This is a genomic window from Pseudomonas sp. FW215-R2, from assembly GCF_058789255.1.
Genome location: NZ_JBYTBO010000004.1, coordinates 303,018 through 315,695, shown reverse-complemented (window position 1 = coordinate 315,695; position 12,678 = coordinate 303,018). Strand labels below are relative to the sequence as shown.

General features: G+C 59.7%; 10 protein-coding genes. 9 read left to right on the top strand and 1 reads right to left on the bottom strand.

Going from position 1 to position 12,678, the window contains the following annotated elements; all coding sequences use genetic code 11:
• The first annotated feature begins 87 nt into the window (after window positions 1-87).
• Complete coding sequence (locus tag AC3WRD_RS08175; protein WP_102619842.1) at window positions 88-2,562, top strand: UvrD-helicase domain-containing protein; 2,475 nt, start codon at window positions 88-90, stop codon at window positions 2,560-2,562.
• Between the two features lie 57 nt (window positions 2,563-2,619).
• Here AC3WRD_RS08175 and AC3WRD_RS08170 read toward each other — a convergent pair whose 3' ends face one another.
• Window positions 2,620-2,892 (bottom strand): DUF1652 domain-containing protein, encoded by a 273-nt coding sequence (locus AC3WRD_RS08170; protein ID WP_096820481.1) that lies wholly within the window; start codon window positions 2,890-2,892, stop codon window positions 2,620-2,622.
• Window positions 2,893-3,155: 263 nt separating this feature from the next.
• Between AC3WRD_RS08170 and AC3WRD_RS08165 the strand changes: the two genes are divergently transcribed.
• The 8 genes from AC3WRD_RS08165 to AC3WRD_RS08130 all read left to right on the top strand — a co-directional run bounded on the left by AC3WRD_RS08165 (window position 3,156) and on the right by AC3WRD_RS08130 (window position 12,678).
• The gene (locus AC3WRD_RS08165; RefSeq protein WP_102619843.1) at window positions 3,156-3,971 is read left to right on the top strand and encodes a helix-turn-helix domain-containing protein; all 816 of its coding nucleotides are present in this window, start codon (window positions 3,156-3,158) and stop codon (window positions 3,969-3,971) included.
• Window positions 3,972-4,022: 51 nt separating this feature from the next.
• A complete protein-coding gene (locus tag AC3WRD_RS08160; RefSeq protein ID WP_102619844.1) occupies window positions 4,023-5,429 on the top strand; it encodes an NAD(P)/FAD-dependent oxidoreductase in 1,407 nt (468 codons plus the stop codon).
• Window positions 5,430-5,470: 41 nt separating this feature from the next.
• Window positions 5,471-5,815 carry a cupin domain-containing protein gene (locus tag AC3WRD_RS08155; protein ID WP_102619845.1) on the top strand — a complete coding sequence of 115 codons (345 nt, stop codon included), beginning with the start codon at window positions 5,471-5,473 and terminating at the stop codon, window positions 5,813-5,815.
• Window positions 5,816-5,871: 56 nt separating this feature from the next.
• Window positions 5,872-6,957, top strand: coding sequence for a polyamine ABC transporter substrate-binding protein (locus AC3WRD_RS08150; protein ID WP_102619846.1), 1,086 nt, complete (start codon window positions 5,872-5,874; stop codon window positions 6,955-6,957).
• 403 nt (window positions 6,958-7,360) lie between these two features.
• Window positions 7,361-8,818: a serralysin family metalloprotease gene (locus tag AC3WRD_RS08145; protein WP_096820397.1), complete on the top strand. Its 1,458-nt coding sequence runs from the start codon at window positions 7,361-7,363 to the stop codon at window positions 8,816-8,818.
• 93 nt (window positions 8,819-8,911) lie between these two features.
• Window positions 8,912-9,340: an AprI/Inh family metalloprotease inhibitor gene (locus tag AC3WRD_RS08140; RefSeq protein WP_158243853.1), complete on the top strand. Its 429-nt coding sequence runs from the start codon at window positions 8,912-8,914 to the stop codon at window positions 9,338-9,340.
• A 204-nt stretch (window positions 9,341-9,544) separates the two neighbouring features.
• Entirely contained in the window at window positions 9,545-11,332 is a 1,788-nt protein-coding gene (locus tag AC3WRD_RS08135; RefSeq protein WP_102619847.1) for a type I secretion system permease/ATPase, read from the top strand.
• Complete coding sequence (locus AC3WRD_RS08130) at window positions 11,329-12,678, top strand: HlyD family type I secretion periplasmic adaptor subunit (protein WP_096820399.1); 1,350 nt, start codon at window positions 11,329-11,331, stop codon at window positions 12,676-12,678. Before AC3WRD_RS08135 ends, AC3WRD_RS08130 begins: the two co-directional genes overlap by 4 nt.

The window sequence follows — 12,678 nt, the reverse complement described above, 5'->3', positions numbered from 1 at the left end:
CGATGACCTGTAAGCATTTCGCTAGAACTCAAGGGCAAATGCAGACACCATAGCCCCCAACAGCCTCACCTCCTGGAGTCCGTCAGCGTGGCGCAACACACCCCCGATCTTCCTCCCGAACTTCGTCCCCTGGCCGAGATGCCGTGGTTCAAACGCCTGGCGGCGCGTTTCCTGGGGCACGGCCTGACGCAACTGCGCGCCCAGCATCGGGCTTCGTGGCTGCACGGCCAGGCCGATGGCTTTCGCAGCGGTCACACCGCCGGGGTCGATTATGGTTACAAGGAAGGCAAGGCTGACGGCCTGGAAGAGGGCCGTCAGGTGTTGTTGATCCGCGACAGCCGCAGCACCGAACATCGCGCGCCGAGCATCGACAACCACCTGTTCGATGACTGGCGTCTGCCACTGACGGCCGAGCTGAAGAAGCGCATGAAGGCTGACGTCGCCCGCTTGCTGCCGGCCCATGCCCAGCCGAGCGTTGCGCAATGGAAGATGATTTTCAGTGATACGCCGTCAACGTCGGTGATTGCTGGAGCGGGTGCTGGCAAATCGACCACGCTGGTGCTGCGCATTCTGCTGCTGACGCATTATCTGGGCTTTGAGCTGGATTCGATGACCGTCGTGACCTTCACCCGGGAGTCGCGCAAGGACTTCATCAACAAACTGATTGAGCTGTTTGCGCTTTGGGGTCAGGCCCTGAGCCACAAAACCGCCCGGGATCTGGTGCGAACCTTTCACTCGCGCATTCTGCCGATGGTTCGCAGCCTGCCGGGGTTCGAGCGTTTGCAGGCTTTTGAAAACCTCAGCCTCCGGCCGCAGGGCGGGGACGATGACGTCGACAGCAACCCGTTTGATCTGCGGATCAACGACGCCCAGCGGCAGCAGCTCAACGCCTGTTATCACCGTCTCTACACCGAGGACGAGCGTTTCCGGCAATTGATCCAGCCACTGTCCCGGCATGCCTTGCAGCTCAAGGAGCTGGAACGCGATCACCCGGACGTGCAAAAGCGCATGGCGGTGACCGAACTGGCCGCCAAGCGCGACGAAGAACTGTGCGACGTGATCGAAGACTTGTGGTTCCGCGCCGGTGCCTGGCCGATCAAGGGTGTCGAGCCGAACCGCCAGACCTTCGAGATCAACGGTGCGAACTTCCACTGTCATGGCTACATTCCAAGCCTCGATGCCTGGGTCATTTTAGGCTTCGATCCGCGCGAAAATCCGCAAGTCTGCCGCCCAAACGCCAAGCTGACAGTCCGTGCAGAGTGGGCAGTCAAGCGCACCCTGTTTCAAGCTTTCTGCCGTAAGCCATTGATTTGGATAGATAGTTACGAGTCATCAAAGCGCATCCTGGCCACATTGGCAGGTGATGCCAGTGCCGGGCCGGGCTTCGATTACAAGGTCAAGGGCGAGCTCGCATCCGCGCCGTTGCTGGACTGTTTTGTCGCCGCCGCCGGCTTTATCGAAAACCTGGGCCTGGATGTACCGGACGCCGTTGGCCGCATGAGTTTCGCCAAGGATGATCCGGACCGGTTTTTCTTTGAAGCGCTGAGCCTGTTCTGGCGCGCGCTGGAAGATCATTTGCTCGATCAGAAACCACCGGTCATGACCTACAACCGCATGTTCGCGCTGTTCAGCGAGCACTCGCCGGAAAACCTCAAACTGCTCAGCGATGAACTGCTGCGGCCCATGTCGCACCTGATGATCGATGAATTCCAGGACGTGTCGCCGCAGATCGTTTCGTGGATTCGCGCCAGCCTTGCGGAAATCCGCAGCCGTGGCCCGGCCATGCACGTCGGGCGCGGGGCGCAGCGTTCTTCCTTGCTGTGCGTGGGGGATGACTGGCAGTCGATCTACGGCTGGCGCGGCAGTTCGCCGAGTTACTTCATGGAGTTCAACAAGGAGTTTTCATCGCCGAGCACCACGCGGGTGATGCTCAGCGACAACTATCGCAGCCATCAGCACATCATCGACGCGGCAGAGCACATCGTCCGTGCGGCGCCGGCGATTCCCGGCAAGAAAGCCAAGGCCAGCGGCGAGGAGAAGCCGCTGCAACCGGTCAACGTACTGGAGCGCGACGATCAAGCACTCGGCCAGCGCCTGGCGGAGCACTACAGAAACGGCGATTCAATCCTGATGCTTTATCGAAAAAGCAGCGATAAGTCATTGATAGAGCAGCATATTCAGTCTGTAGTTAATGTTGATTCTAGCTTGCCGTACGAGTCCCGACGCTTGAAGCAACTGACCTATCACAGCGCCAAAGGCTTGCAGGCCGATGCGGTGTTCCTGCTCGGTGACTGTCAGCACCTGACCAGTTCGCCGTACAAGAATCAGGTCTACCGCATGGCCGGGCTGGGCAAGGCCGGCGACAACGAGCCTTACGACACCGCGCAGAAGGACGAAATCCTGCGCCTGGCCTATGTCGGCATCACCCGGGCGGTGAGTCATTGCTACTGGTACGTCGAACCGCAGGACGCCCAGGCAGTGAACATGCCGCGCGCCTCCGATCGGGTCGCCAAGGGCAAGCCGTTCTTCGTCGATCACCGGCCGGAAAAGAAAACCGCCTGAAGCGAGCGCCCACAAAAAAGCCCGCAAACAGCGGGCTTTTTAATTCAGATCAATAACTTAGGCGTAACTCCTGAGAGATTCCGGAGGAACAAACGCTTCCAGCTCATCCTCCACGGCTTCGATTATTCGTTCGACATCCGCAGCATTCATGACCGTGGCACAGGGAATGCCGGCAATGGCGATCAGGGTTTCGCCGCTGGCCCGATCGAACAGGCGGGCGATCATGCTGCCCGGCGCGTCCATCGTGGCCTCGAAACCCATGGGATGAAAATGCCAGCGCATCAGCTGGCAGGCATTGGGGAACGTAACCTTGCTTGACCCTTTATTCATGTGTTGCCCGCCTTCTTCATCGAGCGCTTCCGTTTGCTCATGGTAGGTGGGAAGAGCCTTCATTGGCTCAACCGGTGACTGCCCTTAAAAGTAGCATCTGGATGTGAAAAACCTGTGAGAATTTTCAGGCCATTTGGCGATTGCAGGGATTTTTTTGATGTAAGTCATGGTCGACGAAAACCTTGCCAAAGTGCCATCACCACCGGCTGGTTGATGCCGCGCCAGAAGTTGGGCAAGCTCGGTTCTTTTTCCAAGAGTCCCTTATGCACGCCGATGATGACGGCCCGCAACAGACCCAGGCCACGGCCGAAACGGTCATGCGCTATCACCTGAGCTGGAAACACCGGGACCTGGATGGCGTCATGGCGCTTTACCATCCGGACATCCAGTACAACGACTTCTTCCAGAACCGCGTGCTCGGCCTCGACGAACTGCGCGAGTACGTTCGTGTCAGCATGCCCCGTGAATCCGACGAAGCGCTGGAGCATTGCGACCGGATCCGCATTGACGGCAACACTGCGTTCATTCAATACGAAGTGACCCTGCGTGGCGGCAATGGCCTGGTGTCGTTCCGTTCCAGCGAAGCGATTACCGTCAAGGACGCGAAAATCTGGCGAGTCAATGAGTACGCATCACTGGTGCGTGAGCAGGGCTCCAGCGCTGCGGCACCGAGTCAGCGTCCAGCGGCGAGCCGACTGGGCCTGTCGCCACGCCAGTTGAGTTTCATGGCCGAAGACCTGCAGCAGTATTTCCAGCGTCAGCAGCCGTACCTCGATCCCGAACTGGATCTGCAGCGGGTGGCGAAGGAGTGCGGTTACAGCCGCAACCAGATTTCCTATCTGCTGAACCAGGTGCTGGGACAGAGCTTCTATCGCTACGTCAATCAGGCGCGGCTCCAGCATTTGCTGCAATCGCTGGACAACGCCACGCCGCCACTGCGCATCGATGAGCTGGCGTTTGCCGCCGGGTTCAACTCGCTATCGGCTTTCTATAGCTGTTTTCGCCAGCACACTGGCCAGTCGCCCAAGGCCTACGCCAGGCAAATTTCTTTGCGGACACGCGCGCAAGACAGTCACTGAGGTCAGCCACTAGGATCGACGCCATCGAAACCTGGATTGGCGGAGTCTTGCATGCCGGCGTGGCGCACTATCAGTTTGTGGATGGACCAACTCGACGAGCCGCTCACCGCGCGCCCGGCGCTGGAACAAGACCTTGACGTCGACGTGGCAATCATCGGCGCCGGTTACACCGGGCTTTGGACGGCGTACTACCTGAAGAAACACGCGCCGGGCCTGGACATCGCCATCATCGAGGCGCAAACCGCCGGTTTCGGTGCGTCCGGTCGCAATGGCGGCTGGTTGATGGGCAATCTGCTGGGCGAAGATCGCCTGCTGGCAGGCCTGTCGCCACAACAGCGCCGCGCCTCATTCGATCTGCTGCACAGCATTCCTGATGAAGTGGAAGTCGTGCTCGAGCGCGAGGGCATCGACTGCGATTACCGCAAGGGCGGGGTGCTTTACTGCGCTGCGCGCTATCCGGAACAGGAAGCCAGCCTGCGCGACTATCTGAACAAGCTGCATGCCCAGGGCCTGACCGACGACGATTATCGCTGGCTCAATCCTGAACAACTGGCCCAGCAGATTCGCGTCGCCAAGCCTTACGGCGGGATCTTCGCCCCGCACGTGGCGACCATTCAGCCAGCAAAACTGGTGCGCGGCCTGGCCCGAACCGTTCAAGGCATGGGCGTGAAGATCTACGAAAACAGTCCCGTAACCCACTGGCAGGCGGGCAGTCTGCGCACCGACAAGGCCAGCGTGCGCAGCCGCTGGATTGTTCCCGCCATCGAAGGCTATTCGGTGACATTGCCGCCGCTGGGGCGTTACCAATTGCCGGTGCAGAGTCTGATTGTCGCCACCGAACCGTTATCTGCCGCGACCTGGGACGAAATCGGCCTCAATCGTGGCCAGGCCTTCAGTGAATTCAGCCGTCAGGTCACCTACGGCCAGCGCAGCGCCGACAATCGGCTGATTTTCGGTGCCCGTGGCGGCTATCAGTTCGCTGGCCAGTTACGGCACAACTTTGATCTGACCCGTGACGAAGTGGAACTGCGGCGCTATCTGTTTGGCGAACTGTTCCCGCAACTGAAAAACACCGCAATCACCCATGCCTGGGGCGGCAACCTCGGCATGTCGCGGCATTTCAAACCGCACATGCTTTGTGATCGGGCCAACGGCATTGCGTTGTCCGGCGGATATGGCGGGGAGGGCGTGGGGGCTTCCAACCTGGGCGGTCGCACCCTGGCTGACCTGATTCTCGAGCGCGATACCGAACTGGTTCACCAGCCCTGGGTGCTGCCGGACGGGGGGATCCATGCGCTGCGGGCGTGGGAGCCGGAACCGTGCCGCTGGCTCGGCTACAACGCGATCATCAAAAGCTTCGTCCACGAAGACCAGACCCTGGCCAACCCGGCGACCGCACCCTGGCGGCGCAAACTTGCCAGTCGGGTGGCCGGGTTCATGGAAGGTTTCATGCACTAAACGTCGTTTAATTCCAGACAGCCTTTAAGACAGGAAGCGCCATGAGCATCACCCAATTCAAGAACACCGCCACGCTGCCACTGGACGAATCTAATCCGGTGGCCGTGCCGCTCGGCACACCAGTGGCCATTGCGTCGACCACCAGTGTGGAGCGCGACGACGGCGTCGAAACCGGCGTCTGGGAATGCACGCCCGGGCGCTGGCGGCGGCAGATCACCGCCCAGGAGTTCTGCCACTTCATTTCCGGGCGCTGCACCTTCACCCCGGACGACGGCAGCGAAACCCTGCACATACAAGGTGGCGACGCACTGATGTTGCCGGCCAACACACTCGGCATCTGGGATATCCAGGAGACCGTGCGCAAGACCTACGTCCTGATTTTCTGACGCTTTGATCCTTTTGATTGCCTGCCAACAACAATAGCCAATACAGGAATCGATCCATGATCCGAAAGACCCTCGCTCTCGCCCCCTTGATGCTCGCCGCTTCCCTTGCTCAGGCAGCGGAAACGGTCAAGGTCTACAACTGGTCCGACTACATCGCGCCGGATACCGCGAAAAACTTCGAAAAGGCCACCGGTCTCGGCATCACCTACGACGTCTACGACAGCAACGAAACCCTCGACGGCAAGTTGATGACCGGCAAATCCGGTTACGACGTGGTGTTTCCGTCCAACCATTTCATGGCCCGGCAGATTCAGGGCGGCGCGCTGATGAAGCTCGACAAGAGCCAGTTGCCGAACTGGAAGAACCTCAACCCGGTATTGCTCAAGGCCTTGCAGACGAACGATCCGGGCAACGAACACGGCTTCCCGTACCTGTGGGGCAGCACCGGCATCGGCTACAACATCGCCAAGGTCAAGGCGGTGCTGGGCGATAACGCGCCGGTGGATTCCTGGGACCTGATTTTCAAGCCCGAAAACATGGAAAAACTGCAGAAGTGCGGCGTGGCAATCCTCGATAACGGCCCGGAATTGCTGCCAGCGGCGCTCAACTACCTGGGTCTGCCGCATCACAGCAAGAATCCCGAAGACTATAAAAAGGCCGAAGCCCTGCTGATGAAAGTGCGGCCGTACGTCAGCTACTTCCACTCTTCGAAGTACACCAGCGACCTGGCCAATGGCGATATCTGTGTGGCGGTCGGCTTCTCCGGGGACATCCTGCAAGCGGAGAACCGCGCCAAGGAAGCCAAGAACGGCGTCGATATCGGTTATGCGATTCCCAAGGAGGGCGCCGCCATCTGGTTCGACATGGTCGCCATGCCCGCCGATGCGCCAGACGCCAAGGCCGGTTACGCCTTCATGAACTACTTGCTGCAGCCCGACGTCATGGCCGGCATCAGCAACTACGTGCACTACGCCAACGGCAACGAACAGGCCGACAGTCTGATCGACCCCGCCATCAAGAACGACACCAAGGTGTATCCGAGCCCGGAAATGATGGGCAAATTGTTCGCGCTGGAAGCCATGCCGCTGAACATCGACCGGATCCGCACTCGCGTCTGGAACAAGATCCGTACCGGCAGCTGAAAAATCTGCCGGAGCGGGTTTTCCTCCGCTCCGGCAGCGGTATATGACGCCTGCAACTTGTGTTTATTTGGTTGATATCACTTCGCTGGCACCGCACTAATAAAGTGCAGGAAAGTGAGACGCGTCTAACAAAAAGTAACTTACCGATATTTAATATTTAAATAAGAAATCGTCAGACAATTAGGCAAACTCACCACACTTACAACATTCTTCCCGCCGCACGCGCTTTGTTTACGGGACTTTCCCGGAATAGTTCAATTTGATCTCAAAAAAACGCTAGACGTTAGATTTCAAATTGTGTCAGGTTTCTAACGCCTTCATTGGGCGAGTGATAGGACAATCTCGCCAGAGGTTGTCGCTATCGGACAAAAACTGTTCCATTGCTAAACAAGGAAGTGTGTTTATGTCGAAAGTAAAAGCTAATGCTATTGATACCGCCGAACAGGCTTTCCAGCTGAACGCGGCACCACTGGCCGCGCCAAGCTCGGCGTTCAACCAGATCAATAGCTTCAGCCATCAGTACGATCGTGGCGGCAACCTCACGGTCAATGGCAAACCCTCCTTCTCGGTGGATCAAGCCGCTACCCAACTGTTGCGAGACGGTGCCTCCTGGCACGACCTCGACGGCAGCGGCAAGATCGAACTGACCTATACCTTTCTGACGTCCAAAACCGCCAACTTCAGCGGCCTGGGAGTCACCGGTTTCAGTCAGTTCAGCGCCCTGCAGAAAACCCAGGCCGTGCTCGCCATGCAATCCTGGGCCGATGTCGCCAACGTGACCTTTACCGAAGCAGCCAGAGGTGGCGACGGTCACATGACCTTCGGTAACTACAGCGGCGGCCAGGAAGGCGCGGCGGCGTTTGCTTTCCTGCCAGGCACCGAGCCAGGCTATGACGGTCAGTCCTGGTACCTGACCGGCAGTGGGTACGACGTCAACAAAACCCCGGGCCTGAACAACTACGGGCGTCAGACCCTGACCCACGAAATTGGCCACACCCTGGGCCTGTCTCACCCTGGCGACTACAACGCCGGGACCGGCAACCCGACCTACAATGACGCGACCTACGGGCAAGACACCCGCGGCTACAGCCTCATGAGTTACTGGAGTGAAAGCAACACCAGCCAGAACTTCAGCAAGGGTGGTGTGGAAGCTTATGCCTCCGGCCCGCTGATGGACGACATTGCCGCGATCCAGAAGCTCTACGGCGCCAATCTGACCACCCGTACCGGTGACACCACCTACGGCTTCAACTCCAACGCCGGTCGCGATTTCCTCAGCGCGTCCTCTTCGTCGGACAAGCTGGTGTTCTCGGTGTGGGATGCGGGCGGCAAAGACACCTTCGACTTCTCGGGTTTCACCCAGAACCAGAAGATCAACCTCAATGAAGCCTCGTTCTCCGACGTTGGCGGCCTGGTGGGCAACGTGTCCATCGCCAAGGGCGTCACCATCGAGAACGCCATCGGTGGCTCGGGCAACGACCTGATCATCGGTAACAGCGCAGCCAACGAACTCAAGGGCGGTGCCGGCAACGACATCATCTGGGGCGGCGGTGGCGCCGACAAGCTGTGGGGCGGCTCGGGTTCGGACACTTTCGTGTTCGCAGCCAGTTCCGACTCCAAGCCAGGTGCGATCGATCAGATCCTCGACTTTGTCAGCGGTCTCGACAAAATCGACCTGACCGGTATCACCAAAGGCGCAGGCCTGCACTTCGTCAGCGCCTTCACCGGTGCGGCGGGCGATGCAGTCCTGACTTCCTCGGGCGGCAACAGCCTGCTCTCGGTGGACTTCTCCGGGCACGGCGTGGCTGATTTCCAGGTCAGCACCGTTGGCCAGGCAGCGCTCAGCGACATCGTGGCGTGATGTGAACCGGGAAAGCGGCGCGTGATGCGCCGCTTTCTTCACTTGCATCGCTTTGGCTGGTAAGCAAGGCTACGCGCCGGAGTGAAATTTCCTATGATCCAATTCGCTTTTACCCGCAAAGCGGCGGCGTACCTGTTGCCGGTGCTGATGATGATTTCTGGAGAAACAACTATGGCAAGCAGCCTGAGACTCGAAGACCCATCGGTATTTGCCGGACAGTGGCAAGCGACCCTGAGCGACCGCAACGACGCTCCCGAAGCCCAGGCTTTGCAAGACAAACCGTCGAACACCTGCCTGATCGACCTTGAAGCCAACCAGACGCTGGGCAAGGGCGCCGACTGCCTGAGCGCATGGCTGCAGGACAGCGCCATCGGCTGGTTTCCCGATCCGGACGGTCTTTCGATCACCGGCAAGGAAGGCTCAAGAATCCAGTTTTTCAGCCGACAACGTGATGGGCTTTATCTGAGCACTTTGAAGTCAGGCCTGGTGATTACACTTGAGCGAGCTGCCAAACAGCCCTGATCACCGGAACCGACTCACAGTTTAAATATAAGGCACCCCGTGACAGTTATAAGGCTCTCTTCAATAACACGGACGCCGGTTTTAATCGCGAAAGTTGTTATCGAAGTGTAAGCGGACACTGTCGGTGTATGTCCCGCCCCGTGTGCGGGCTATTAATTGAAGTCTCGCCAAGCACGGCGGGGAATATCATTTCAGGAATAATCAATGAAGATGGCGAAGGCCCCAGCCACCGCTCCCTTATTCAAGGCATTGGGTGACTATAAAAGCATTCTGATCAGCGTCGGATGCTTTACCGCACTGATTAACGTGCTGATGCTGGTGCCCTCTATTTATATGCTTCAGGTCTATGACCGGGTGCTGTCTTCGCAAAACGAAACCACGCTGGCGATGCTCTCGCTGATGGTCGTGGGATTCTTCGCGTTCATCGGCCTGCTGGAAGTGGTGCGCAGCTTCATCGTGATCCGCATCGGCAGCCAGCTGGAGCGCCGCTTCAACCTGCGGGTCTATCAGGCCGCGTTCGAGCGCAACCTGTTCAAAGGCGAGGGCAATGCCGGCCAGTCCCTGGGCGACCTGACCCACATTCGCCAGTTCGTCACCGGGCCTGCGCTGTTCGCGTTCTTCGATGCGCCGTGGTTTCCGGTCTATCTGTTTGTGATTTATCTGTTCAACGTCTGGCTCGGCGTCCTCGCCACTGCCGGCGCGCTGTTGTTGATCGCCCTGGCGTGCCTCAACGAATACATGACCAAGAAGCCGCTGGGCGAAGCCGCCGGTTATTCGCAAAAATCCAGCCAGCTGGCCACCAGCCACCTGCACAACGCCGAAACCATTCAGGCCATGGGCATGCTCGGTTCCTTGCGCAAACGCTGGTTCCAGGTGCATTCGCGCTTCCTCGGCCTGCAAAACCAGGCCAGCGACACGGGCGCGGTGATCAGCTCGCTGAGCAAGACCTTGCGCCTGTGCCTGCAATCGCTGGTGCTGGGCCTGGGTGCCTTGCTGGTGATCAAGGGCGACATGACCGCCGGGATGATGATTGCCGGTTCCATCCTGATGGGCCGCGTGCTCAGCCCGATCGACCAGTTGATTGCCGTATGGAAACAGTGGAGCGGGGCGAAGCTGGCGTACCGCCGACTCGACTCCCTGCTGCAGGCTTATCCGCCGAGCGACGACGCCATGGCGCTGCCGCCGCCAAAGGGCCAGATCACCTTCGAACAAGTCAGCGCCGGCCCACCCGGGCAACGTACCGCGACCTTGCACATGGTCAATTTCAATCTGGCGGCCGGTGAAGTGCTGGGCGTACTGGGTGCTTCCGGTTCCGGTAAATCGACACTGGCGCGGGTGCTGGTCGGCGTGTGGCCAACCCTCGGTGGCACGGTTCGCCTGGACGGTGCCGACATTCATCGCTGGAATCGCGATGATCTCGGCCCATACATCGGCTACCTGCCGCAGGACATCGAATTGTTCAGCGGCACCATCGCCGAGAACATCGCCCGTTTCAGCGAGGCTGACCCGCAGAAGGTGGTGGCCGCCGCGCAACAGGCCGGCGTACACGAAATGATCCTGCGCATGCCGCAGGGCTATGACACGCAACTGGGCGAGGATGGCAGCGGTCTGTCCGGCGGCCAGAAGCAACGTGTAGCCCTGGCGCGTGCGCTGTACGGCACACCGAGCCTGGTGGTGCTGGATGAACCGAACTCCAACCTCGACACCGTCGGCGAAGCCGCATTGTCCAGCGCCATCGTGCAACTCAAGGCGCAGGGCACCACGGTGGTGCTGGTGACGCACCGTTCTTCGGTACTGGCCCAGGCCGACAAATTGCTGGTACTCGCCGATGGCCGTCTGCAAGCCTTCGGCCCGAGCCAGGATGTGCTCAAGGCGTTGTCCGGCAACCAGGCGCAACAACAGCCACAACCCACTGAAAAAACCGCGCAGGCACCGGGCGGGCTCAGCTTGAGCCGGCAGTACCAGCCCACGACAAGGAATTCGGGTGTATGAGCAGCGCGAGCATGAACACTGAAAACGAAGCAACGATGGAACACGCGTACATCACCGAACGCCCTGAGCGCGACGCTAAATTCTTCGCCCGCATGGGCTGGATTCTGGCACTGGCCGGCGCTGGCAGTTTCTTTGCCTGGGCCGCACTGGCACCGCTGGATCAAGGGATTCCGGTGCAAGGCACGGTGGTGGTCTCCGGTAAACGCAAGGCTGTGCAGTCGATGAGCAGCGGTGTGGTCAGCCGGATTCTGGTGCGCGAAGGCGAGATCGTAAAACAGGGTCAGCCGTTGTTCCGCCTCGACCAGACCCAGGTCGCCGCCGATGTGCAGTCGCTGCAGGCGCAGTACCGCATGGCATGGGCCAGCCTTGCGCGCTGGCAGGCTGAGCGCGACAACCTCAAGCAGGTGACGTTTCCGGCAGAGCTGAGCGACAACGCGGACCCGCGCCTGGCCCTGGTGCTGGAAGGTCAGCGCCAACTGTTCAGCAGCCGCCGCGAAGCGTATTCCCGCGAGCAGGCCGCACTGCGCGCCAGTATCGAAGGCGCCACTTCGCAACTGGCCGGCATGCGCCGCGCCCGTACCGATCTCAACGCCCAGGCCGACTCCCTGCAACAGCAGTTGAGCAATCTGCAACCGCTGGCGGACAACGGCTACATCCCGCGCAACCGCTTGATGGAATATCAGCGTCAACTGTCGCAAGTGCAGCAGCAGCTGGCTGAGAACACCGGCGAAAGCGGCCGGGTAGAGCAGGGCATTCTTGAGTCGCGCCTGAAACTGCAACAGCACGGCGAGGAATACCAGAAGGAAGTCCGCACCCAACTGGCCGACGCGCAACTGAAAAGCGTCACCCTGTCCGAACAACTGACCTCCGCCGGTTTCGATCTGCAACACAGCGAGATCGTGGCGACGTCGGACGGCGTGGCCGTCAACCTCGGTGTGCACACCGAAGGCGCCGTGGTCCGTCAGGGCGAAACCCTGCTGGAAATCGTTCCGCAAGGCACGCGCCTGGAAGTGGAAGGGCACCTGCCGATCAACCTGATCGACAAGGTAGGCACGCACCTGCCGGTAGACATCCTCTTCACCGCATTCAACCAGAGCAAGACACCGCGTGTTCCCGGCGAAGTCAGCCTGATTTCCGCCGACCAGATGGTCGATGAGAAAACCGGCGTGCCGTATTACGTGTTGCGCAGCAGCGTCAGCGATCAGGCCATGGAGAAACTCAACGGCCTGGTGATCAAGCCCGGCATGCCGGCGGAAATGTTCGTGCGCACTGGCGAACGTTCACTCCTCAACTACCTGTTCAAACCGCTGCTCGACCGGGCCGGCTCCGCGTTGACTGAAGAATAA